Raw genomic sequence first — 24,605 nt, forward strand, 5'->3', positions numbered from 1 at the left:
GAAACAAATATGCCGAAAATAAATGATGATAATTTATATCAAAAATCTAACGAATTAGATCGAAAAGAAGAAATTTTAAATCGAAAATATTTATATTTGAAGGAAACAACTGGAATCTTATATCAAGAACATCTTAATTTAAAAAAAGAAGGTGATTTTTCCAAATCCTTAAAAAGAATTTTTAAATCAAAAACTGATCAAGATAAAAAAATTAAAAATTATAATGTTTTAAAAAACAAATTTTTAGAACAAGAACAAGAATTTCTTACTGAAACAAGTGATTTTTTAAAAAAAGGAGAAGAACTCAATCGTGAAATAAATCAATTTTTAGTTAAAGAAAATCAATATTTGAGCAAATCAGTAATTCCTAGTTGAAAAGAAGTAAATGAAAATGCAAAAGATAAAAATGAAGAACTTAAAAAAATTAAAGAATATTATGAAAAACAAATTGAATTCGAAAATCAAAAAGAAAAGCAATTAGAAAAAACTGAATCAGAATACGAAGTACTATATTAAAAATTAAGTTCATATTTATGAAAACTCAATTTTAATTAAGATAAAAATAAGGAGGAAAATATGCCAAAAAATACTAATAAATCTGAAATCCAAAATCCAACATCGTATGAAGAGATAGAACTTATCAATATTAAACCAGAAAATCAAAATCAAGATAACAAAAATCATTCTATTCAATCAAAAGAAGAATTTTTCAAATCATTAAAAGCATTTAATTTAGAAGAAAAAATGGAAAACATTCGTAAAAAAGCTGAATTAATTAATGAAAAAAGTGATGAATGAAATAAAATGAACCTTTCTTTAATTAAAGAAAATGAAAAATTAAAAAATGAAAATCAAATTGTGGTTAAAAACTATCGAACTTTACTCAATGAAAAGCAAGAATTAGAAGCAGTAATAGCACAATTAAAAAGAAAATATGAGTTAATCCAGGAAAATCAAAAATTAAAACAAACAAAAGAAAAAATTAATTCAGAATTTGAACGCTAATAAAGTAATTTATTAGCGTTTTTATTTTTAAAACTAATGAAAAGAGGAACCAAACAATGCCAAATTTATGAGAAAGAGAAAAACAAAAAGAAAGCAAAATCCAACAAGAAAGAGAAAAAGCAGAAAAATACGACAGAGAAATACAAAGACAAGAACAAGAAAGAGCAGAAAGACAAAGACAAAATCGAGAAATAAATCAAGAAAGAAGAAAAAGAGAAAAAGACGATCGACAAAGATAAAAAAGTTAATATAACATTTCAACTTTAATAAATTAATTTATTAAAGTTCATCATAAAAATAGAAAGAAGATATCAGTTAATGCCAGAACCAAAAAAAGATCAAAACAGAACTGCTAAAGAGAATTATGTCAGGCGTAAAAAACAAAAAAATTCTTCAATAAAATAATAAAAAGAATGAATTTTTCCTAGTTCTCGACTTGAAATTTATATGAAATCAAAAATAAAAATAATTAAATTCATGAAAAAAATTATAAAAATTGAAAAAACAACAAAAAAATCCAAATTTGAATGAAAAGAATTCAAATTTAAAGATAACTTAAATTAATAAAAATTAACACAAAAGAAAAGAGGTATTAAACAATGTGAAATAACGGAAATAGAAGTCTTAATGATCAACACGAAGAATGAAATAGACAACAAAGAGAAAGAGAACAACAAAGAGAACAAGAAAGACAAAGACGTCAAAGAGAACAACAAAGAGAACAAGAACGACAAAGACGAGAACGAGAACAAAGACAACACGGACAACGATAAAAAAGAAAAATTAACATAAATCTAAACGCTAATAAATTACTTTATTAGCGTTTTTATTTTTAAAACGAATGAAAAGAGGAATTAAGCAATGTCAAATGGAAGAGATAAAAACTACGACGAAATTAAAAGACGTCAAAAAGAAGAATTAAGAAAAACTACAGAAGAAGCAAGACAACGAAGAGAAGAAGCAGTACGACAACAAAAAGAAAGAATTCAAAAAGAAAAACAAGCAAGAGAACAGCAAAAAAAAGAACAATATCAAAGAGAACAACAAAGAGAACAAAGAGAAAAAGAAAGAAAAATTATGGAAGCAGCAGCTAGACGAGAAAAAGAAGCAAGAAGAAATATAGAAAGATAAATAACAAAAAACTAATCAAGAATTTGAACGCTAATAAAATAATTTATTAGCGTTTTAAAAAAAATAATGAAAAGAGGAATTAAGCAATGCCAGACGAAAAAACAAAACAAAAAATAGAAAGACTTTCAAGAGAAGAAGCAAGCAAACTAAGAGAAGAAGCAAAAAGACGAACAGAAGAGATAAACAAACGAATAGAGGAAACAAATAGACAAATAAAAGAAGCAAGAGAAAAAAGAGCAAAAAGACAAAGAGACGAACGAAATCGATGAGAACGTTAACAAAAAGAATATAAAAAACAATGAAAAGAAGAGTTAAACAATGTCAAACGGAAGAAATATAAACTACAACAAAATTGAAAAACAGCAAAGAGAAGAAAAAGTAAGACAAGATATAGAAGCAGAAAAAGAAGCAAGAGCAAAAAGCCAAAGAGAAAGACAAGAAAAGTATATACAACGATACGAAAAATATAAAAGGGAAAAACGTCAAAAAGAAACAAAAAGAATACCTACAGAAAAAGAAAGAAAAATAGCAGAAGCAAAACAAAAAGAGCAAGAAAGAAAAATTCTGGAAAAAGCAGCAATACGAGAAAGAGAAGAATGACAAAAAAGAATTGAAACAGAAAGAAAATCATTAGAAATAGAAAGAAAAATTAGAGAAAAAGTAGCTCAACAAGAAAAAGAAAGGTAAATAATAAAAACAAAAAACTAATCCAAAATTTGAAGACTAATAAATTAATCTACTAACATTTATTTTAAAAAAGAAAAACATAATTAAAAAGGAGTCAAAAAATGTCAAGCGAAAAAGATGATGAAAAAAAAGAAAAAATAACAAAAGTAATTGATCAAGAAATATTAGAAATGAACGATCATCAAATAGAAACAGCAATAAGAGAACAAAAAGAGCAAGAAAGAAAAGACAGAGAAAATAAGATTAGAGAAGCAAAAAGAAGCGTAAGAATAAGATCTTTAAGAAAAGATTGAAAAGAACAAGAAGAAAGAAGAACAAAAAGAGAACAAGAGGAAAAACTAAGACAATTAAGAGAACAATATGAAAACCAAAGATAAGAACAAAAAAGATAAATAAAACTAATCAAGAATTTGAAGACTAATAAATTAATTTATTAACGTTTATTTAAACCAGAAAGAAGGTGCTAACTAATGCCAGATTCATTAGACTTACAAAGAATAGAACAAGAACAAAGACAAGCAAGAGAAAGAAGAATAAGAGAAGAACAAAGAGAACAAGAAGAAATAGAAGAAAGAAGATTGCTAGCCTTATACGATGAACTAACAGAGCAAGGATGACCAGACTATGAAGAAAGACAAAGACGAGAAAAAGAAGAAACAAACAAAAAACGAGAAGAAAAATTAAGAAAAATAGAAGAAGAATACGGTCCAGAACGATAAATAAGAAAGGAAGAAAATAAAGAAATGCCAAAAGATGAATACACACTTATGTTAAAAGAAGAAAATCAACAATTAAAAGCAATAAACAAAAAAATCACAATTAAAACAGAAAAAATAACAAAAGAAAATGAAAAATTAAAAAATGAAAATCAAAATTTACAAAAAGAAATTGATGTTAAGAAAAAACTAACTGAATTTTTATCGAATAAAATAAAAAGCAATCAACCTTTTGATCAAGAACTTCTAAACTTATTAGAAACAAACTTAAATCTAAAAATGGAAAATAAAGATTTAGATGAAAAAACAGCACAACTAAAATATGAAAATCAAAATATTAGTGCTTTAATTGCTTCAATTAAAGAAAATAATAATATTAATTTGAAAAAAGAAATATCTTCTAATCAAAAAGCACCAACAAAAAATCATGAATTAATAGAAGAATGTAAAACTTTAAATAAAGAACAACTAAATTTAAGTAAACAGCTTCATTCTGCAAAGCAAAAAAATAAGAATTTAACAAAAACAAATCGAAAAATGAAACCAATCAAGGAATACTATAATCGACAAATTAGTACTTTAATGGGAAAAGAAATATCTTTTGATGATAAAAACGAAGCAATATTAAAAAAACAAGCAGAATTAAAATCTGAAAAAGAAAATTTAAAAAAAGATATTAAACATTTAACGAATGAAAGACAATTTTCCAAATTTTATTCATCACGCTTAAAAAAAGAAAATGACTCTTTAAAAAAAGAAGTTATAAAATTCAAAGATATCTTGTTACCTTTAGAGAAAAAACAACGAGAAAAATCAGCAATTGATAAAAAAGAATTTGAAATTTAAAATAAATTTACTTATTACTATGAGTTCAATCAAAAATTGAACTCATTTTTTAATTTCAATTACTTTATTAAAAAAATCAAGATTTAAAAATAGGAGAATAACAATGAAAAATAATCATTATAAAAAACCAGTTTTACTTGGATTAATTATTATTCCAATTTTATTTTTTATCTTAGCAACAATTATTGGAATGTTTATTACTTTTAGTAAAAATGGTATTATTTTTGATTTAATAAAATATTGAAAAAATGTTTTTGGTATTTTCTATTATTGATTATTAGCACTTTTATTAAGTATAGTAATATATTTTTATTTTATTTATTATATCTGCTTTGCTCAAAAATTTGAACCAAAACTAAAAGCAACAAAATATAAAAATTTTGGTAATGCTAATTGATTAAGTAAGAATGAAATAAATAAATTGTATCCTTTAGTTACTAGTATCGATAATAAAAATAATAATCATGGTTTTGTTGTTAATAGTAAAAAAACTGGAAATACAGTATTTTATAATCTTAGAACTAATACTCACAGCTTAATCATTGGTGGTACAGGTAGTGGTAAAACTCAAGGACTAGTTTTACCAACAATTCATATTAATGGAAAAAGTCAAACTAAACCTAGTATGGTTCTGACCGATGTTAAGGGCGAACTATATCAAATTCAAGGAAAATTTTTGCAAAATCAAGGTTATAATGTCAAAGTTCTTAATTTACGAAATATTAAAGGAAGTATTGCTTGAAATCCTTTACAAATGATTTACAATCAATTTAAATTATTCCTATTAACTAATGATGAACAAGAAAAATTACATTTAAAAGTTTTAATTCAATCTGATATTCAAGATTTAACTAAAACATTATTTGTTAATAAAAATCAAACTGATCCATTTTGAAATGATAGTGGCGCGTTAATTACTGAAGCTATTATTTTAGGAATATTAGAAAAAACTGAAATTTTAATTGCTGATGATATTAACGAAAATAATCAAACAATTGAACAATTATTAGAAACATACTTACCTGCTACGAGATTTAATCTATCATCAGTTGCAGTTATAATTTCTTTAGAATATGATATGATCGATTGATTTGATGCTTTACCTGAAACAAGTATTGCTAAATTAACAGCAAATCAAATATTACAATCAGGATCAAAAACACTAACTAGTATTTTAATGACAATGTCAACAACATTATCAATTTTTAAAAATAACTTTATTCGTAATCTTACTTGTAATAATGATTTAGATTTTAATGAATTTATTAATAAGCCAACGGCTTTATTTATTGTTGTGCCTGATGAAAATCAAAATTATTATATTTTTGTTACTTTATTAATTTCCCAACTTTATAAATTTTTAGTTATTGCAGCAAATAACACCAGCGCTAGTAAATTGCCAAGACCAGTATACTTTTTATGCGATGAATTTGGTAATGTGCCAGCAATTCCCAATATTGAAATAATGATAACTATTTCTCGTAGTAGAAATATCTTTTTTCAATTAATTATCCAAGATTTACAACAATTAAAAGAAAAGTATGGTCATGAAAAAGCTAATATTATTTATACTAATTGTAGTTTACATATCTTTTTACAAACAATGGACTTAGAAACTGCTGAGCGCTATAGTAAAATGATTGGTGAGAAAACAATAATTGAAGTCTCAACTAGTGGTAAAGCTGTTAATAAAGTCAATGGAAAAATTATTAGTTCTTCAAGAATTAATGATAAAGATGATTCAAGAAGTCAATCTCAAAGCTTAAGAGGACATGTTTTAATTTCAGCGAGTGATTTAATGAAACTACCAGCTGGAGAAGCAGTTATTTTTTATGCTAGAGAAAATCCTTTTAGAGCAAATTTAGTTCCATGACATAAAATAAGTTCTAAAAATCCAGAACCAATAGTAATTGATACGGAAGTAAAATTAATTAATTTTGAAAAGGATTTTTATTACGATATTAAAAAATATTACTAAAAAAGTTCTTTTATTCTTACATCCATTAAGGTTATAATATGCCATAAGTGGAGGGGAAATACTATATGGGGACTTTTGAGTTACAAACTAACAAAAATGACAATCTAGATTTATTTTTTGATGAATATCAAAAAAATAATTTAATTAAAATTAAAAATGATTTCAAATCTTATTTTGAAAAAATTGATCAAGAAATTTTTTTATCATCGTGAAGGAAAAATCGAGGCTACATTCCTGATGGATTTAAATTCAGAACAATTTTAACAATTTATGGGAGAATAACATTTAAAAGAAGGGTCTATAAATATTGAAATAAAACAAAATATAACTATGTATTTTTAACTGATAAAAAATTACAAATTGAAAGATATAGTAGAATTACTAGTCATTTGAAATTTAAAATTCTTGAGCAAATTGCCACTGGTAAAAGACAAAGAGATATTTGTGATATGTTTACTTGTTCTAATCTTACAAGAACAACCGTTAGTAATATTATAAAATCATTTAATTTTCAAGCATCATTTAAAGATGTTACTAAAGATATTGCTAAAGTTAAAATTCCAAAATATCTTTATTTCAATATGGACGAAACATATATTAAATTACGAAAAGATAATAAAATCAACAAATATAGAATTCGACTAGTAACTTTTCATACTGGCTATAACACACTTTATTCAACTCAGAAAAGAAAAGTGCTTGCTAATAAACGAGTTTACTTTCAATTAATACCAATTTCAAAAAAAATTAAAACAGTTAAATTTATGTCTTCGTTAAAAAGAATTGCTAAACAGTATTATTCTAATATTGATGACATAAATGTTATTATTTGTGGTGATGGTGCATCTTGAATTAGAGAAGCAAACAATTACTGACCAAATTCTAAATATATTTTGGATAAATTTCATGCAACTCGCTACTTAAAACAAGTTTTTCCAAATAAAAAAAATAAATTAAATTTACAAAGTTATCAAAATAGTAAAAATTTATTTGAAACTGGTGCATATAATGATTTAATTAATCAATTAAAACAAATTACTCCTAAACCAGGAAAACAAGAAAAATTAACTAAAATAATAACTTACTTTACTAATAATGCTATTGGCATTATTAATCAAAAATTAAAATGCAATATTGGTGTTAGTGCTGAAGCTGATATTTCTCATATTATCAAATGATTATTAGGTTATGGTTGTAAAGTTTTTAACCATCAAACTTTTAAAAATATGCTTTATTTAAAGACTGCAGAAGTTAATCAGTTAAATCTTATTAGTTTTTTAAAACAACAAAATCAATTAGCAAGAGAATCTATTAAAAATTTTTATTGAAAAACTATTAACTAAATTTGAAATATGATCATCATTTAAAATTTTAAAAAAAATTATTATTTTGGGTTCCTTTTTTAAAATAAGCATGCTACAATTATTAAGAATTGAAAAAAGATAATTAATAAGTTAATTTATTAATCATCTTATCCGTAAAAAACTTTATTCGGTCGCTTTATAATATAATTTATTAACTTTTATTTGTAAACTGCTTATATAATTGATTAATTTTTCTTTCATAAACACTTTCAAATTTAGGGTTATAATATCTAACTTGCTTTAATTCATCTGGTAAATATTGTTGTTTAACATAAGAATTTTTAAAATTAGGAGGATATTTATAATTTTTTTTCTTATTAAAAGACACACCACTACGCAAATAATCAGGAATTGGATAAATCTTACCTTGTAAAACATCTTGATAAGCTTTTTGAATTGCTTCATTAGTAGTATTGGACTTTTCACTTAAAGCCATTTCAACTACCGTCAAGCCTAGTGGAATTATTCCTTCAGGCATGCCAATTTGACGAAAAGCATTAATTGCTCCCTGAACTCGTAAACAAATTGCAGGATTTGCTAAAGCAACATCTTCATAAGCAATTATTAATAATCTTCGCAAAAGTGCTTCATAATCACCTGTTGCTAATAATCTTGCTAAATAATAAATTGCAGCATCAACATCACTGCCACGAATTGATTTTTGTAATGCTGACTTTAAATCATGGTGTTCATCACCTTCTTTAAAGTTTCACAAATTAGCTTGTGGAACTAACTTATTAATTAATTCAACGGTAATTTCAGTTTTTGGATACAAATTATTAGTTAATTCAAGAATATTTATCGCAACGCGCAAATCACCACTAGCTAACTGACAAATCATTTTTAATGCTTCATCAGTAATTTTGATTTTAAAAATTTTATTTTCAGTTATTACTTTTTTTAAACCATCAAACATTTCTTGATCATTAATTCGTTTTAATTCAATCATTAAACAACGACTTCGTAAAGCAGGATTAACAACAAAATAAGGATTTTCACTAGTACAAGCAATCAAAGTAAAAGTTCCTTGTTCTAAATATTGCAAAAGCAAGTCTTGACGATCACGATTCATACGATGAATTTCTTCAATAATTAATAAATATTTTTTTTCTTTTTTTGCTAAAGTAAAAATTTTTTCTAATTCTTGTTTTTTATCAGTTGCAGCATTAAAAATTGTAAAAGAAATTTTTAAGTCTTGAGCAATAACTTGAGCTAGTGAAGTTTTCCCTGTTCCTGGAGGTCCATATAAAATCATTGAAGGTAAGAATTTTTTAGCAATAATTTTAAAAATAATACCATTCTTTGAATTTACTAAATCAGTTTGACCAATAATATCATTTAAAGTTTTTGGCCGCAAAATTGTTGCTAATGGTTCTAACATAATTTCTCCTAAATTATTACAATTGATTAATATTTTTCACTTTTAAAATTACTCTTTGAAAGGCATTATCAACTTGTTTGTAATTTAAATTTAATTTTGCCATTATTTCTTGATTTGAAAAACCTTGATATTTTAATTTTAAAACATTTTTTTCAAAAAAACTTAGATTTAAATCACTTAATTCAAATTGTTTAAATTGATCGTAAAAACCAAAATTATTATCAAGCAAATAATCTTGATAACTAGAAGCAAAATTAAGAATTTGATGATTTTTGCCTGTATATTTTTTAAAATATTTTAGTAACCCTCAATTTAAATTATTTAAGAAAAAATTTTTAAACGATTTATTTTTTCTTAATTGAAAATCAACAACACTTTGATAAAAAATTAAATAAGTAACTGTCTCAAAATCATTTAGTTCTAAAGGAATGCTAAAAAATTTATAAAAAATTTTTTTAGTAAAAGTTTTGATTAAATTTAAATACTTTTGATATAAATAATTAAATGCTCAATCATTTTTTATTACTGAAAATAAGTAAATTAATTCTTCATCATCCATAAATTTCTCCTTTCATAATTATTTAATTCAATTATGAAAGAGAATTAATAAAAACGAAAAAAATTATTATTTCTTTGTATTATTTTTTTGATTTTAAATAAATATTATTAGCAATAATTCCACATGCAACACTAGCATTAAATGACTCTATCTCATTTGACATTGGAATTGTCACAAGATAATCAGCTTTTTTTAAAATATTATTACTAATTCCATGACCTTCATTACCAATGATTAATCCTAAATGATGATCATATTTCAAATTTTGATATTCAACTGCTTTATCAGCTTTATCAGCAGCTAAAATTCAGAATTTTTTTTGTTGTAAAAAATTAATAATTTGACTTAAATTATTAACCTGACAAATTTTAATGACACTCAAGGCTCCAGCAGCAGCTTTTGCAACAATTGCATTAACTTCGGCTTGATTACGACTTAAAATAATAACACAATCAAAATCATTACCAGCAGCAATTCGTAAAATTGAACCAAAATTATGAGGATCAGTAATTTTGTCACAAATTAAAAAACGATAAAACTTATTTTTAGGAAGGATATTTAAAATTTCATTAAGGCTAAAATAATGATAAGAAACAACTTCAGCACAAATATTTTGATGTTTTGATGTTTGTAATAAATTATTCATTTTTTCTAAAGAAATATATTGATATTCAATTTTTGCTTTCTTCAATTGTCCTAACAATTTTTCATGTTTATTTTCAACAAGAAAAACTTTCTTAATTTTTACTAAAGAACTTTTTTCCAATGCCATTAAAACTGGATGATAACCATAAATATAAGAGAACATAATTCTTTTCCTTTTTTTATTTTATTAATTAAAAGATTAATTTTTTGGTAAAATTCCTAAATCCTGTAATTCAGTACGAAGTAAATCCGCTTTCTTAAAATCTTTTTTTGCTTTTAATTCCTCTCAAGTTTTAATTTTTGTTTGAATTGATTTTGAATAATTACCAAATTTAAAATCAAATCCTAAAATTTTAAAAGTAAAGACTAAAGTTTGAAAAACTGTTTGTGACTGTTCACCAAAATCATTTTTATTGATTTTATCATGCAATTCTTTAATCATATTACTAATTGTTGTAAGAACATTTGTTGTATTAATATTATCGCTTAAGTAATTAATTACTAATTGATAATATTTTTTGTCATATTTATTTTTTTCTTTAATTTTAATTGTTTTAATAAAAATTTGATAACTTCATAATTGTAAAATTGTTTGATATTTCTTAATTGTATTAATTGCTTCAACAATTAATTGTTCAGTGAAATTAATTGGTTGTTGATGATCATGATTTAAAATTAAATAACGCAAAACATTTGGTTGATATTTTTGACAAAAATCTTTTACTAAAATTACATTATTTAATGATTTTGACATTTTTTCATTATCTAAATTAACATGACCATTATGTCATCAAATATTTGCTAATGACTGATTATGTTTAACTAAAAATTGTACTCGTTCATTTTCATGATGAGGGAATTTTAAGTCAACACCGCCACCATGAAAATTGATAGTTTTGCCATCAAATAAATTTTCAATAAAAGTGACACATTCAGTATGTCAACCTGGTCGACCTTTTCCTCAAGGACTTTCTCAATTTATTCCAATTTCAGTATCTTTTCATAAAGCAAAATCAAAAGGTGATTTTTTTTCTCGATTATCATTGGTACGATAGTTAGGAATTAATTCATCTAGTTTTTTATTAGCTAAAGCACCATAACTAGATACTTTATCAACCTCAAAATAAACATCGTTCTTAACAATATAAGCATTTTTTAAAGCAATTAAAGATTCAATAAACTTAATATTTTCAGAAATATAATTAGTAACTCTTGGCATTTTTGTTGGTAATAAAATATTTAAAGTTTTTAAATCATTTAAATAAGCTTGAAAATATTTATTACTAATTTTAACTTCAGTTGTTTTTTCTTTTTTTGCTTGGTCAATAATTTTATCATCAATATCAGTAATATTATGAACATAATTAATCTTATATTTTTCATTAATTAATAATCGGCACAAAACGTCAATAATTATTACCGGTCTAATATTTCCAATATGAATATAATTATAAACAGTTGGCCCACATAAATATAAATTAACAACCTTATTAGTTGTTAATTGTTTTTTTGTTTTTGACATACTATCAAAAATTTTAACCATTATTAGCACCTTCACTATTTACTTGTGATTTTAATATTTTTCTCGATTTTTTATTATTTGTTATTTGATAAATTTTTGCACTTAATTGAGAACTTTTAATAAAACTGCGATAAACAATTATTAATAAAAAACTATTAATGACAATATCTAATGGTAATTTAATAATTCTTGGCAAATATAATATTCATCATCCTTGTAAGTTATACATATATTTTAAAACAATTGGGTTAATTCCTGTAATTAATAATAAAGTACATGTATAAGTTAGTGATAAATAAAAATAAATTAAACGCTTACTAAAAAAAAAATGACTAAAAAATTTTGTTAAATAATAAGGCAAAATACATCAGAGGATACTTGTTAAAGTAAAAAATAAAACTGGTGTTCCACTATTATAAATAATTACTCCTAAAAAATCAGCAGCAATACCTGCTAAAAACCCTAAGATCCCACCGCAAAAAAAACCAATTAAAACTAATGCAAAATTACCAATTCTTGCTTCAAAAATTTTTGCTGATATTACTGAATTTAAAAAAACTTTTACTGTTGAATTTAAAAATACCGATATCGCAATTAAAAAAGCTGTTAAAACAATTAATTTAATATTTTGTAATTCTAATTTAGAATTCTTTCAATCTCAAATAATAATTAATAAGCAAATAACAACAATAATTAATCCTGAAATTAAATTTAATCATAATAAAACCATATTTTTATTTTTTAAATATCTTTCTCTTTTAATAAGATTTCTTGATAAACTAAAGCAGCAAAATAACAAGAACCTGTTACCAATATTGTACTATTTTCTTTTACATTTAAAATCATTTTATCTAAATCAAACTTTTCTCCAATAATACTTAAATGATGATGATTTTCACAAACAATAATATTACTTGTTAAATTACTACTTAATTTTTCAATTAGCAAATTTGGTTGCTTCACCTTTAAAGCTGAAAAAATAATTTGATCAATTGCAATTTTATTTAATTTTAAAATTTTAATTAAGGCATTGACACCGGCAACATTATGAGCAACATCAAAATAAATTGTTCGATTAAAAATCTTAATCATTTGAAAGCGTAATAACACCTCAGTTTGATTGATTGTTTCTCAGATTGCTTTATCATCTAAATTAGGAAACAAAGTATTAATAATTAAAAGAGTTAAAGTTTGATTTTCTAAAAAATATCCTTGATTAATAATTTTTTTTGAAAAATAAATTTCAGTTTTAATTTGATTAGCAATAATTTGTTTCAAAGATTCTTTAATATTTCCCGAAACAAAAAATTTTTTGGTTGTTGGTTTAATAATACCTAACTTTTGGTTTAGAATTAATAATAAATTATTACCCAAAATTTCAGAATGATCTTTAGCTAATGAAGTTAAAACAGCATAATCACTTTTAATAATATTAGTAGCATCAAACAAACCACCAATACCAACTTCAATGACAGCTCAAGAAACTTTTTGTTCTTGAAAATAAATTAAAGCAATTAAAGTTAAAATTGCAAAAAATCCTAATTGATATTTATTAACATCATCTAAAATTAAAGTTTTAATTCTTAAAAAGTCTTGATCACTAATCATTTGATTATTAATTATTATTCTTTCATTAATTACCAGAATATGAGGTGAAGTAAATAAACCAACTTTTAAATTCAAATTTTGACTTAAAACTGCATGTAAATAACGAGCAACTGAACCCTTACCATTTGTCCCAGTTATATGAATATATTTAATATTATTATTTAAATATTTATCCTTTAAAATGTTTAGTTTCGCTAAACTATTAACTCCTGGATATTTATTTAATCAAGTTCAAAAATTATCATTCATATTATATATCCTCTACTCAAATTACAAATTAATTGAGATTATCAATATTAATTAACGGACTAACTGTTCTTCAAGTTACATAAATAATAATAACATTAAAAATAATTTGGATTGGTGCTGCCACAAGTCGGGCAATCATCGTTAAACCATAATCTTTTGTTGATGATGACGATAAAAAACTCATATCAGCATAGGAGGCAATCAAAACAGTAACAACATATTCAACTAAAATTGTTAAAAGAATAATTGGCAGAACTTCATTAATTCTTTCTTTTTTCTTAGTTATTAAATAATAAAATAAAACAAGATAAATAACTAATAAAGTAAAAACTCCACCACCAGCAATAATAGCAACAACAGCATATTTATTCATCACAATACCTGCTGATAAAGGGATGTTATTAGCTGGATATTGTCAAACAAGATAAGAACCACCACCAATAAAAAATAACATTAATAAATTAACTAAAATAAACATAGTTCAAGGATGATTTTTTAGTTTAAACTTGGCAACGCCACCAATTCCAGCAAAAAATCCTGTTAGAATAATACAAAAAATATAAACCGGATTAATATAAGAAGGAACAAAAAGCATGACTAACATATCAGTTATTGTTCCTGAAATAATACCAATGATTGGACCAAATAAATAACCAGTAATCTTAATCATTAAACCTTCAATTGCTAAGCGAACAGGTGGTAAAACTGTAATCGGAATTGTTACTGAAACAAGAATTGTCATAACAACTGAAACTGAAGTTAACATTGTTATGTAAGCAATATTTTTTGTTGTAAATCTTGATCCTTGATATTTATCTTTTTTTAATCATCTTCAAAAAATACTAATTAAAACATAAAGAACCATTACTATTGTAAAAGCAAGAATTAAATAACGAGCAGTTGTATTGGTAAATAAAGAAAAGTTACTAGTTACAGCATTAAGTTTCAAAAGCATCTTTGGTTACCTTTCTTTATTACACAGTAAGTTAAAACAAGTATATCATACGGTTTTTATTAATTTCTATAATTCTATTTTAAATGTTAATTAGTTTAAATAATCTTGTGATAATTTTCAATTAATTGGTTCTTGTCCAGTTTTAATTAACCAATCATTAGTTCTACTAAAAGGTTTAGAACCAAAAAAACCTCTGTTAGCACTAAAAAATGAGGGATGAGGACTTTCAATAATTAAATGCTTATTTTGATCAATTAATTGCTTTTTCAATCTAGCATTATTACCTCATAAGATAAATACTAAATTTTCTCGTTTTTCATTTAAATAACGCAATACATTATCAGTAAAAATATGTCAATTATAAATACTATGACTGTTAGCATTATTATATCTAACTGTTAAAGCAGTATTTAATAAAAAAACTCCTTGTTTTGCTCAGTCAATTAAATAACCATTTTCTCCATTATCAACACCTAAATCATCTTTTAACTCTTGGAAAATATTTCTTAAACTTGGTGGCAATGGCACTTTAGGTAAAACACTAAAAGCAAGACCATGAGCCTGATTTGGTTGATGATAAGGATCTTGACCAAGAATAATAACTTTTACTTTATCAAGACTTATTAATGAAAAAACTTGAAAGATATTATCTCATTTTGGAAAACAACGATGAGTTTGATATTCCTTTTTAATATTATTCAATAATTCCGGAAAATATTCTTGTTTTTGTTCAAATGTGAAAAACTCATTTCAAGAGTTATCTACTAATAATTTACTAGCCATTTTATACCCTCCTTGAATTAATTTTAAATAATAATTCAATTGTATTACAAATCTTAATTGATAAAAAAATATAATAAAACTAAAAAGAAAACAATAGTTGAAACAACCAAAATCAAAACAATAATTCCAAAAATCGATCAAGAACTTCTTTTGCTTTCTTTTTTATTTTTATTATAACATTCTACATGCATTTTAACTTTATTTTTTAAACCTCAAGGTACATTAATATATTGTTCATTTTCTTTAATTATTAATTTACATTTATAACAAACTTCCATATTTTCTTAATTCCTTTTCACATTATTTTACTTATGATAAGGTTTATTATTAATAATTTGAACTGCTCGATATAATTGTTCAATTAAAATTACTTGTGCTAACTGATGTAATAAAGTAATACGACCAAAAGCAAGTTTTCTAATTTTAGGATTATTTTTAATTTCAGTAGCAACACCATTACTGCTACCAATAATAAATAATAATTTTCCTTGATGAAAATTTTGATTAGTAATAATTATTTTTGCTAATTCTTCACTTGTAATTAAATCACCATTCAAATCTAATAAAAAAGATTGGTAATCATGATATTTATCTAGCAAAAGATTAATTTTACTTGCTTCTAATTTGAGATTAATCGCAATATTTTTATTAGTAGTTATTTCATTAATTGTATGAGTAGTAATCTTGGCAGAATTTTTTAATCTCTTATAATATTCCTGAAAAGCTGAACTTCAATAGTTTGTATCAAGTTTACCAACAGCAATGATAATAATATTTAACATTTTTCTTAGCTTGATGTTGCTGGTTTTGGCGATAAAGTAAGATTAACAATCTTGTCATTAGCTGCTGTTTCACGATCATCAAATTTAATATTACCTAATGGTTTAGAAAAAGTATCTAAATTTAAAACAACAGTTGGTTGCTTATTTTTATCAATAATTTTACCAAAATAAAAAGTAATTTGAACACTAAAATCAATTTGATAATTTCCCATTATTAAATAAAAATGAACATAACCTTGTTTTTGAATTATCTCTTTATCAGTTTTAAAATCATCAATACTTGGAATTGTAATATTATTTTTTGTTGGTTGATACGAACTATCGGCACTTCAAGGAGTAGCACTAGTAATAAATCAATACATTCTTAACTTATTAGCATCAACTGATGCATCATTTTTATTAATTTGATAAATGAAATCAGTCCCAGCACTATCTTGATAAGAAAAACCTTGACTATTTTCACTATCGGCATAATTAAAACTTGAAAAAGATTTTGTTCTTCATTCTGTTGAAGCATAAAATTGTTTTCAATTATCACCATTAAGAGTTTTACCATCATCGTAGTAAATTTTGTCAGAAGCTAATTGAGCAGCAAGTGCTGTCAGATAAATAACATAACTAGCATTATAATTATATGTATTATTGTAAACATAATCCTTAAGTGGATCTTGACCATCTTCAGCTTTTTTTGGTACATTATTAATTTCAACTTTAATTTCTTGTCCTTTAGAAACTCCACAAGCACTAACTGCTAAAGTTGAAGTTCCTAAAAATGTAATTGCTGAAAAAAAGGCAATTAATTTTTTCATTGATTTATTATTTCTCCTTTTAATTTTTACTAAATATAATATTGTTAATATTAACTTATTTTAATTAAAAAAGCAAAAAAGTCCATTTATTAAAATGAACTCTTATTAAGAGCTTTGATAGTTTTCAAACTTCCCTCATTTTGGAATAAAAACAGTTAAAACTTTACCAGTTGGACCATTACGATGTTTAGAAATAATAATTTCAGCAATATGGTTATCTTGTGTTTCTTTGACTTCTTCTGATTCAGCATTTTTTTCTTTATAATAATCATCACGATATAAAAACATAATTAAATCAGCATCTTGTTCAATTGCTCCTGATTCTCTTAAATCTGACATCAAAGGGCGTTTTTCTTCTCGTCTTTCAACTAATCTTGATAATTGTGATAAACAAATAATTGGAATATTTAACTCTCTTGCTAAAACCTTTAAACTACGAGAAATATTTGAAACTTCTTGTTGTCGCGATTCACTGCTACTTGAACTAGTTAATAATTGTAAATAATCAATAATAACTAACTTAATGTCATATTCACGAACTAATTTTCGAACTTTTGTTTGCAATTCTAGAATTCTTAACCCAGGACTATCATCAATAATAATTGTTTTTTGTTTTAAAGCCTCAGCAGTTGTACTAATTCTTCTTCAATCATCATTTGTTAATTTAAACTTATTTCTTAGTTTATGAGCATCAAAATTACCTTGACAAGAAATCATTCTTGTAATTAATTGATCTTTTGGCATTTCTAAAGAAAAAACTAAGACAGCTTGATTAGATTGTTTTAAAGTTGCAGCAGCATTTAAAGCAAAATTTAAAGCTAATGCTGTTTTACCCATTGATGGTCGAGCAGCTAAAATAATAAAATCACCAGGTTGAAAACCACTAGTTAAAGCATCAAGATTATTAATTCCCGAAGCAACACCAGTTAATGTTTGATTTGATTTTTGCAGTTTTTCAATTTTCTCAACAACATCATCAATTGAATTAGCAATTGGTGTTAATTCCTGGCTATTTCTTTCATTAGATACTTCAATAATTTCTTTTTCAGCAGCACTTAAAATATCAGTAATTTTTTTATCACCTTGTAAGTCTTGATTAATTTTTTTCAATGCTTGCGATAATTGTCTTTTTGTTGTTCTTTCAACCAGAATATTAATATGTTCTTTGATATTAGCATCGCTAATATAATTTTGAATTAAATAAGATAAATAATTAATGCCACCAATTTTATCTAAAGCATTTTTTTTAACCAAAGATTCACTAATTGTTGTCATATCAATACCAACATTATTGTTAAATAAATCAACAATTGTATTAAAAATTAACTGATTATTTTTAATTGTAAAATCTTGGTCTTTTAAAATTTCTAAAGCAGTTTCACAAGCCCTTGAAGATTGAATCATTGCACCTAAAATATTAATTTCAACCTCATTAATATGTTCTTGATTTTCAGTCATGATTAACTCCTTTATTTAGCAATGACTTTAATTTTAACTTTAGCAACAATATCTGAATATAATTTAACTACTATTTCAGTCATCCCAATTGTTTTAATTGGTCTAAAATTGATAAACTTATGTTTATCAAGTTCAATACCATAATTATAATGCAAATAAGCACAAATTTGCTTTGTTGAAATGGCATTAGTTACTTTACCATTGTTTGTTAATAAATGAAATTCTAAAGTTAAACTTTCTAAATCTTTTTTCATATTTTGATAATATTTAAGTTTTTCTAAAGCAACATTTTTTTCTTGATTTTTAATATTTTGATTAACTTTCAACGCATCATCAGTTGCAATAATTGCAAGATTATTAGGAAATAAATAATTTTTCGCATATCCATCATTAACCTCTACGATTTGATTAACTTTTCCTAAATTTTTAACTTCGTTTAAGAGTATTACTTTCACTTTGATAAACCCCTTTCTCGACTAAATCAACTAATTTTTCATATAATTCTTCAATTGAAAACTTACTACTTTGAACACCAGCAGCACTAAAATGACCACCACCACCTAAACTTTCACAAATAATTTGGACATTAACTTCACCATTACTTCTTGCAGACATACAAGCTCGCTTTTGTTTATCATAACCAATAGCAAATGCAACTTTACAATCTTTCAAATCAAGCAACATTTCAGAAATTTGTGCCAAAAATGTTACATGAAAGTCTTCATTTTCATCACCAACAGCAGCTAAAAAACCTTTTTTAATTTCTTTGGCTTTGCTAACTAAAGCAAACTTACTAATCAATTCATTTAAACTATTTTTTAATAACCCTTTAACTCTGGAAATTGAAGCTCCTCAATCAATTAATAAACCACAAGCCTCAAAAGTTCTTCTTGTTGTTCTAACTTGGAAATTATTAGTGTCAATTAAAATTCCTGCTAACATTAAATTTCATAAAAAATCATTTTCAATATTAGTAAAATCATTATAATACATAATTTCGGCTAATGATTCAGCAGTTGAAGAAGTACCAGCATCAATATAAGAAATAACAGTATTATAAATTACTTCATCAGAAACACGATGATGGTCAATAACAATAATCTTTGTTGCTTTATTTAAAACTTCTGGACTATCAACCCGATCAGGATTATGAGTATCAACAATAACTAATAAAGTATTACTTTGTAATAATTTTAATGCTTGCTTACTATTAACAAATTTACGACTAATATATGATTCAGGAACCAAAATATCTAAAACTTCTTTTGTTTTTTCATCAAGTTCATTTTGAGTAACAACATAATGTGCTTGGCGATTTAAACTTTTAGCAATTTCAACAATTGCAACTCCCGATGAAATACTATCAAAATCAGCCATCCGATGTCCCATAACTAAAACATTACCTGCTAATCTAATTTCATTAATTAATGATTGAGCAAACATTCTAATGTTAATTTTTGATTCTGATTGTTTTGCTTCAATTGTTCCACCAATAAAGATTGTATTACCACCAGATTCACGAATTACAACTTGATCACCACCACGATAAACTGCTAATTCTTTTGCTTCAAGTGCTAACTCATATAAGTCTTTACTAACAACATTACCATAAGCAAATCCAGCTGATAATGTAATATCAGCTTTAAATTTCTTAACTCCTTCCCGAACATTTTGAATTAAAGGAAAATTATCAGCTTTAGCTTTTTCAAATTCACTTTGATAAAGTAAAACAATATAACCATCTTCAATATTTCCTAATAATAAACCTGAATATTGATCAGCAAAGTTATTTAATTCCGTTTTAATGAAAGCTTCAACTTTAATTTGATTTTCAACTCGTAATTTTTGTAAAGAATTATAAAAATTATCAACATTAATAACAGCAAAAACTAACTTTTCTTTTTGTAATTTATCATATAGTAAATGATATCTTGTTGTTTCTTGTAATAAAATTGTTCGTGTTTGTGTTAAATAAATTGCATCATATAACATATCTTCAATTTTTAAAGTAATTTTATTAATATTACTATTCGTTAATTGTTCAAAATCTTTTGATAACTTAACAACTGATTTTCCAACTAATTTACCAAGACTTTTATCTTCTAAAAATTCACTAATTCACATAATATTCAAGTCAGAATCTAAAATAATCATCCCAACACTACCAAAGGTTAAAGCTTGAGTATTATTCAACTTAAGAACTTCAGCAGTACTAATATATCTTCTTCTAATTCATAAACTAAAAAGAAAAATATAAAGACAAATAATTAAAAAATTACCAATTACTAAAGTCAAAATAATGATAACTGAAGGGACATCAATTTTATTATGAATATTAATAATAAAATAAGTTAGCCCAACTAAAATTTCAATTGCTAATCAAATGATAATAATCAAATGATAATTTCGCAAGGATTTAAACACATTACACTTCCTACATTATTACTGTCTGAATTACTATTTTAATTATACTATAACTAATACTATAACTAAAATTATCATAACATGTAAAATGTAATTAACCTTACCACATAAATATCTTTTATCGCTTTAATTTAAATGGAAATAACTTGGCCGTATAAATTTAGTGGTTAGATTTGAATAAATAATATTATTTTCAGTATCAACAAAAAAAATATCAGAAAAAAATAAAAAAATTAAAAGATAAAAAAGATCAAACAAACTATGACTTTAAACTATTAATTTATTTTATTAATTATTTAAGAACACATGCTCATCTTTGTAAATGAATTGAGAATCGAAAGTATTTTACAGAAATTAATCGTAAAACAATAAATACTAATCCAAACATTAGCATCATAATTAACATTTTAATTAATAAATTTTTTGCCTTTGTTAATGAAGCAGAAAAAAACATATTAACTTAAAAAATTAAAGAGTATAATGAAAGCAAGACTTAATAGGGAGGTTTTTATGAAAAAAACATTAAGTATTTGAGGTGCTGCTATCTTAATAACATCTGGTGCTACTGCAGCAGCAATTGCAAATTCAGTAAATCATAACATATCAACAACAAGTATTAATGCTTTAATTAATATTAATAACAAAGAAAACTGAAAAGTTAATGCAGAAGGACCAAGAACAACACTTGAAAAAGTTGGTGGAGTTTGAAGATTAGACCTTAATCATGAATTAACACAAGATATTATTTCTGGTGCTGCAAAAACAAGTGATGTTTTAGAAGTAGTTTCTGATGCTATTGAAAAAATTCCAAGTTTAAATGATAAAATTGGATCTGCTGTTAATATTACGGATGCAATTTTAAAATTAGGTAAACCTGTTCTTAAAAATGCTGATAAAGGAAACGGTATTCTTATTAGATTTGGTGCTTGAGTTGCACCAACAAAAGTAACAGAATCAACTTATGATTGAAATTAAAAGAAAATAAAAAAGGTAGTTAAATAAATTTATTTAACTACCTTTTTTGCATTTTATCCTTAGAATTTAAACTTATCTTGAATAAGGTAACAAAGCCATAATTTGAGCTCGTTTAATTGCTGTGGCAATTTGACGTTGATATTTTGGTTTTGTTCCAGTTGTTCTTGCAGGTAAAATTTTATTATTATTAGATATAAATTTCTTTAATAATTCTATATCTTTATAATCAATATACTTAATATTATTTTTAGTAATATAACAATATTTTTTTCTTGAATGAATACGATTTCTATTCATAGTTCCTCCTTATAATTTAATCTCAAATAATAGCTTCATCATCTGAATCATCAGTATCTAAACTATTATTATTAACAAAACTAATTTCAGTATCATAATTTTCAGTATTTTGAGTTTGAAATGCTTCATCAATATTTACTTGAGAATTTTTTTGAAGATTAGTTTTTGGTTGCTCTAAATCATTAACATGTTCGTTATGTGATAAATTTTTAATTTGTTTATTATCAAAGTCTCTTTTTTTATTATCTAGAAAACTAACATTACTTGCTTGAACTTCCATAATATTTTGGTCTTTATTATCTTTTCTTGTTGTTAAACGACCAACTACGGCAACAAGTGATCCTTTACCAATATATTTTGTCATATTTTCAGCAACAATATTTCAAGCAATACAATTAATAAAGTTTGCTCGATTATTAAGGTCATTAACTGCAACTGTAAAAAAAACATAATTTTTACCACTTTTAGTTTCTCTTAAAACTAAATTATGAGTAATTCTACCAACTAATGTTACTTGATTCATAAGTGCCCCCTATTTTGCTTCAGAAGTTTTTGACTTTTTAGTTTCTGAAGTAACTTTTGTATCTTCTGTTTTATTACTTTTAGTTATTGTTATTTTTGCTTTTTCTGATTCTGGTCTTGTTGTTCTATTAGAATCTAAAAATCTAACTCTTGAATCATGATTATGTTCACGATTAAATTCTGGTTTTTTAGGATTTTCTTTTCTTACTTTAAAAGTATTAATTTTTTCATCATCTAAATTAATGATTAATTTTCTAATTACTTCGCCTTGTTTTTGCTTAATTGAAAAAATTCTACTAAAATCAGCAATGTTTTGTGCTGTTGTTTTTAATTTTAAAACAAAATAATGACCTTTATCTTTATGATTAATTTTATAAGCAAATTGCTGAACAAAATCTTTTTCTTCAACAAGTTTACCATCATTCTTAGTTAAAATTTCAAGAAACTCTTTTTTAACTGAGTTTGCTTTTTCTGGATTTTGATCATCAACAATGTACATAATTTCATAATTGTTGAACTTAGTTTCTACCATGAGAAAACCTCCTTGTGGACTTATGGCTCTTACGAGCAAGGAGTTAATCAAATATATTTACTTTTTTAATTTAATATTAATAATTAACTCGTTTAATAATTATATAATTATTTTCTAACTTAGTAAAGAAAACCAGCAGAAAATATAAAAAAATTCACTTTTTATAAGTGAATTTTTAATTATTATGATTACTTTTAATTAATATTCTAATTCTGCTGTATCATTAAGATTTTTAATCATTTTTTTATTATGATTGATAATAACATTTTCTTCTTTAACTTGTTCTTGAGCGTTAAATAAGAATAAAATTCCACCAATTAATAAAATAATTAGTGGAAAAAATCAAACTATTCAAGCAAATCCAATTGAAATAAGAGCAAGAATTCCAGAAACTTTGAATAAATTTGTTCTGCCAGATAAAAATAATCCTGATAAAACAATATTAACAACACTAAGAATAATAGCTGCAACAGTTAAAAAATAAAATGCTCCTGATTCAAGTGATAAAACTAATGAAAATCCGCTTCCTGTTAAGAAAATAATACTAGCAGTAAACATAACTAATGATCCAATAATTGTTAAAATAGCTCCTGCTCGTCCATAATTATTCATAATCTCTAAGCTCCTTTCATTTTTAATTTGTAACTACTCATATCTTTAATAATACCTTAATAATTATCTAAGTGTAATTTAAAGCAAAATAACAAAACTAAATAAATAAGGTTATTATTTTTTAATTTGCTGCAAAATATCACTCACAATTGTTTCAGGATTTTTTTTATTTGTATCAATAACAAAAAAAGGTAATTTATCATTATTTTTTAAATACCATTCTTCATATTTTTCATTTAATAACTTTCAATAGCTAGCAGGAACATCTTTTTCAGCATTTCTCCCTCTTTGATTAATTCTTTTAATAGCATTTTCAGTTGTAACTCGTAAATAAATAATTAAATCTGGTTTAATTTTTGGATCAAAATATAAAGATGAAACAATAACATTATTATAAAAATCATAATAAACTTGATAATCAACATTATTAATATTATTTTGTGCTTTTAAAACTTCAACAAAAATTGGATCTTCTAAAATGCTACGATCAAAAATAACATTTTCTTCGTCAATTGCATCTTTTAATTGTTTACTTCGTGCCATTAACATAAAAATTTGCATTTTAAAAGCAAAATCTTTTGGTTTACTATAAAAATCTTCAAGATAAGGATTACATGCGACAGGTTCTTGCATTAATTTAAAATTTAATTTTTTTGCAAGCATTTCACTAATAGTGCTTTTCCCTACTCCTACTACTCCAGCTAAAATTATTTTCATATTTTCCTCCAAAAATTTTCTATTTAAAAGTATAACACTTAGCATTTT

32 protein-coding genes are annotated in these 24,605 nt (G+C 24.2%); 13 read left to right on the forward strand and 19 right to left on the reverse strand.

All coding sequences use genetic code 4. The annotated features are described in order from the left end of the window. The first annotated feature begins 9 nt into the window (after positions 1 to 9). The 12 genes from LT335_RS01620 to LT335_RS01675 all read left to right on the forward strand — a co-directional run bounded on the left by LT335_RS01620 (position 10) and on the right by LT335_RS01675 (position 7,706). Complete coding sequence (locus tag LT335_RS01620) at positions 10 to 516, forward strand: hypothetical protein (protein WP_249728146.1); 507 nt, start codon at positions 10 to 12, stop codon at positions 514 to 516. A gap of 60 nt (positions 517 to 576) precedes the next feature. Next, positions 577 to 1,005 carry a hypothetical protein gene (locus LT335_RS01625; RefSeq protein ID WP_249728148.1) on the forward strand — a complete coding sequence of 143 codons (429 nt, stop codon included), beginning with the start codon at positions 577 to 579 and terminating at the stop codon, positions 1,003 to 1,005. A gap of 56 nt (positions 1,006 to 1,061) precedes the next feature. Beyond that, positions 1,062 to 1,244 (forward strand): hypothetical protein, encoded by a 183-nt coding sequence (locus tag LT335_RS01630; RefSeq protein WP_249728150.1) that lies wholly within the window; start codon positions 1,062 to 1,064, stop codon positions 1,242 to 1,244. A 360-nt stretch (positions 1,245 to 1,604) separates the two neighbouring features. Continuing rightward, positions 1,605 to 1,778, forward strand: a complete 174-nt coding sequence (locus tag LT335_RS01635; protein ID WP_249728152.1) for a hypothetical protein — start codon at positions 1,605 to 1,607, stop codon at positions 1,776 to 1,778. Positions 1,779 to 1,866: 88 nt separating this feature from the next. Further along, positions 1,867 to 2,136 (forward strand): hypothetical protein, encoded by a 270-nt coding sequence (locus tag LT335_RS01640; RefSeq protein ID WP_249728153.1) that lies wholly within the window; start codon positions 1,867 to 1,869, stop codon positions 2,134 to 2,136. Between the two features lie 86 nt (positions 2,137 to 2,222). After that, positions 2,223 to 2,414, forward strand: a complete 192-nt coding sequence (locus LT335_RS01645) for a hypothetical protein (RefSeq protein ID WP_249728155.1) — start codon at positions 2,223 to 2,225, stop codon at positions 2,412 to 2,414. A 40-nt stretch (positions 2,415 to 2,454) separates the two neighbouring features. Further along, positions 2,455 to 2,823, forward strand: a complete 369-nt coding sequence (locus LT335_RS01650) for a hypothetical protein (protein WP_249728156.1) — start codon at positions 2,455 to 2,457, stop codon at positions 2,821 to 2,823. A gap of 101 nt (positions 2,824 to 2,924) precedes the next feature. Next, a complete protein-coding gene (locus tag LT335_RS01655; protein WP_249728158.1) occupies positions 2,925 to 3,200 on the forward strand; it encodes a hypothetical protein in 276 nt (91 codons plus the stop codon). Between the two features lie 93 nt (positions 3,201 to 3,293). Further along, positions 3,294 to 3,542, forward strand: coding sequence for a hypothetical protein (locus LT335_RS01660; protein ID WP_249728160.1), 249 nt, complete (start codon positions 3,294 to 3,296; stop codon positions 3,540 to 3,542). 24 nt (positions 3,543 to 3,566) lie between these two features. Then, positions 3,567 to 4,385, forward strand: a complete 819-nt coding sequence (locus LT335_RS01665) for a hypothetical protein (RefSeq protein ID WP_249728161.1) — start codon at positions 3,567 to 3,569, stop codon at positions 4,383 to 4,385. Between the two features lie 103 nt (positions 4,386 to 4,488). Next, on the forward strand, positions 4,489 to 6,363 hold the full coding sequence (locus LT335_RS01670) for a VirD4-like conjugal transfer protein, CD1115 family (RefSeq protein WP_249728163.1): 1,875 nt from the start codon (positions 4,489 to 4,491) through the stop codon (positions 6,361 to 6,363). 65 nt (positions 6,364 to 6,428) lie between these two features. Then, a complete protein-coding gene (locus LT335_RS01675) occupies positions 6,429 to 7,706 on the forward strand; it encodes an Mbov_0401 family ICE element transposase-like protein (RefSeq protein WP_249728165.1) in 1,278 nt (425 codons plus the stop codon). Positions 7,707 to 7,878: 172 nt separating this feature from the next. Here the strand turns inward: LT335_RS01675 and LT335_RS01680 are convergent, their stop codons facing one another. From LT335_RS01680 to LT335_RS04505, 14 genes are all read right to left on the reverse strand, one after another. Further along, positions 7,879 to 9,108, reverse strand: a complete 1,230-nt coding sequence (locus LT335_RS01680) for a replication-associated recombination protein A (RefSeq protein ID WP_249728167.1) — start codon at positions 9,106 to 9,108, stop codon at positions 7,879 to 7,881. Between the two features lie 16 nt (positions 9,109 to 9,124). After that, the gene (locus LT335_RS01685; protein ID WP_249728168.1) at positions 9,125 to 9,667 is read right to left on the reverse strand and encodes a hypothetical protein; all 543 of its coding nucleotides are present in this window, start codon (positions 9,665 to 9,667) and stop codon (positions 9,125 to 9,127) included. Between the two features lie 79 nt (positions 9,668 to 9,746). Then, a complete protein-coding gene (gene rlmB / locus LT335_RS01690; protein WP_249728170.1) occupies positions 9,747 to 10,475 on the reverse strand; it encodes a 23S rRNA (guanosine(2251)-2'-O)-methyltransferase RlmB in 729 nt (242 codons plus the stop codon). A 36-nt stretch (positions 10,476 to 10,511) separates the two neighbouring features. After that, positions 10,512 to 11,855, reverse strand: coding sequence for a cysteine--tRNA ligase (gene cysS, locus LT335_RS01695; RefSeq protein ID WP_249728172.1), 1,344 nt, complete (start codon positions 11,853 to 11,855; stop codon positions 10,512 to 10,514). Further along, positions 11,848 to 12,564: a folate family ECF transporter S component gene (locus LT335_RS01700; protein ID WP_249728174.1), complete on the reverse strand. Its 717-nt coding sequence runs from the start codon at positions 12,562 to 12,564 to the stop codon at positions 11,848 to 11,850. The genes cysS and LT335_RS01700 overlap by 8 nt, the downstream gene beginning before the upstream one ends. Before the next feature lie 11 nt (positions 12,565 to 12,575). Further along, on the reverse strand, positions 12,576 to 13,691 hold the full coding sequence (locus LT335_RS01705; protein ID WP_249728175.1) for a Mur ligase family protein: 1,116 nt from the start codon (positions 13,689 to 13,691) through the stop codon (positions 12,576 to 12,578). Positions 13,692 to 13,719: 28 nt separating this feature from the next. Continuing rightward, positions 13,720 to 14,646 (reverse strand): hypothetical protein, encoded by a 927-nt coding sequence (locus LT335_RS01710; RefSeq protein ID WP_249728177.1) that lies wholly within the window; start codon positions 14,644 to 14,646, stop codon positions 13,720 to 13,722. Between the two features lie 90 nt (positions 14,647 to 14,736). Next, positions 14,737 to 15,429 carry a uracil-DNA glycosylase gene (locus tag LT335_RS01715; RefSeq protein ID WP_249728178.1) on the reverse strand — a complete coding sequence of 231 codons (693 nt, stop codon included), beginning with the start codon at positions 15,427 to 15,429 and terminating at the stop codon, positions 14,737 to 14,739. Between the two features lie 53 nt (positions 15,430 to 15,482). Further along, positions 15,483 to 15,707, reverse strand: a complete 225-nt coding sequence (locus LT335_RS01720; protein ID WP_249728180.1) for a hypothetical protein — start codon at positions 15,705 to 15,707, stop codon at positions 15,483 to 15,485. A 27-nt stretch (positions 15,708 to 15,734) separates the two neighbouring features. Continuing rightward, positions 15,735 to 16,211, reverse strand: coding sequence for a 23S rRNA (pseudouridine(1915)-N(3))-methyltransferase RlmH (locus LT335_RS01725; protein ID WP_249728182.1), 477 nt, complete (start codon positions 16,209 to 16,211; stop codon positions 15,735 to 15,737). Positions 16,212 to 16,216: 5 nt separating this feature from the next. Beyond that, positions 16,217 to 17,020 carry a hypothetical protein gene (locus LT335_RS01730; RefSeq protein ID WP_249728183.1) on the reverse strand — a complete coding sequence of 268 codons (804 nt, stop codon included), beginning with the start codon at positions 17,018 to 17,020 and terminating at the stop codon, positions 16,217 to 16,219. A gap of 105 nt (positions 17,021 to 17,125) precedes the next feature. Further along, positions 17,126 to 18,478: a replicative DNA helicase gene (gene dnaB, locus LT335_RS01735; RefSeq protein ID WP_249728185.1), complete on the reverse strand. Its 1,353-nt coding sequence runs from the start codon at positions 18,476 to 18,478 to the stop codon at positions 17,126 to 17,128. An 11-nt stretch (positions 18,479 to 18,489) separates the two neighbouring features. Next, positions 18,490 to 18,933 (reverse strand): 50S ribosomal protein L9, encoded by a 444-nt coding sequence (gene rplI / locus LT335_RS01740; RefSeq protein ID WP_249728187.1) that lies wholly within the window; start codon positions 18,931 to 18,933, stop codon positions 18,490 to 18,492. Continuing rightward, the gene (locus LT335_RS04505) at positions 18,905 to 20,902 is read right to left on the reverse strand and encodes a GGDEF domain-containing protein (RefSeq protein WP_249728188.1); all 1,998 of its coding nucleotides are present in this window, start codon (positions 20,900 to 20,902) and stop codon (positions 18,905 to 18,907) included. Before LT335_RS04505 ends, rplI begins: the two co-directional genes overlap by 29 nt. Positions 20,903 to 21,412: 510 nt before the next feature. Here LT335_RS04505 and LT335_RS01750 point away from each other — a divergent pair. Beyond that, positions 21,413 to 21,877 (forward strand): hypothetical protein, encoded by a 465-nt coding sequence (locus tag LT335_RS01750; protein WP_249728190.1) that lies wholly within the window; start codon positions 21,413 to 21,415, stop codon positions 21,875 to 21,877. Positions 21,878 to 21,949: 72 nt separating this feature from the next. Here LT335_RS01750 and rpsR read toward each other — a convergent pair whose 3' ends face one another. From rpsR to LT335_RS01775, 5 genes are all read right to left on the reverse strand, one after another. Next, positions 21,950 to 22,174, reverse strand: a complete 225-nt coding sequence (rpsR, locus tag LT335_RS01755) for a 30S ribosomal protein S18 (RefSeq protein ID WP_249728193.1) — start codon at positions 22,172 to 22,174, stop codon at positions 21,950 to 21,952. A 16-nt stretch (positions 22,175 to 22,190) separates the two neighbouring features. Continuing rightward, complete coding sequence (locus LT335_RS01760; protein WP_249728195.1) at positions 22,191 to 22,697, reverse strand: single-stranded DNA-binding protein; 507 nt, start codon at positions 22,695 to 22,697, stop codon at positions 22,191 to 22,193. 9 nt (positions 22,698 to 22,706) lie between these two features. Beyond that, positions 22,707 to 23,228: a 30S ribosomal protein S6 gene (gene rpsF, locus LT335_RS01765; RefSeq protein ID WP_249728197.1), complete on the reverse strand. Its 522-nt coding sequence runs from the start codon at positions 23,226 to 23,228 to the stop codon at positions 22,707 to 22,709. Between the two features lie 198 nt (positions 23,229 to 23,426). Continuing rightward, positions 23,427 to 23,840 (reverse strand): hypothetical protein, encoded by a 414-nt coding sequence (locus LT335_RS01770; RefSeq protein WP_249728198.1) that lies wholly within the window; start codon positions 23,838 to 23,840, stop codon positions 23,427 to 23,429. A gap of 114 nt (positions 23,841 to 23,954) precedes the next feature. After that, entirely contained in the window at positions 23,955 to 24,557 is a 603-nt protein-coding gene (locus tag LT335_RS01775; RefSeq protein ID WP_249728200.1) for a deoxynucleoside kinase, read from the reverse strand. Positions 24,558 to 24,605 lie beyond the last annotated feature (48 nt).

The organism is Spiroplasma attinicola (genome assembly GCF_023509825.1).
GTDB lineage: Bacteria > Bacillota_I > Bacilli_A > Mycoplasmatales > VBWQ01 > Spiroplasma_D > Spiroplasma_D attinicola.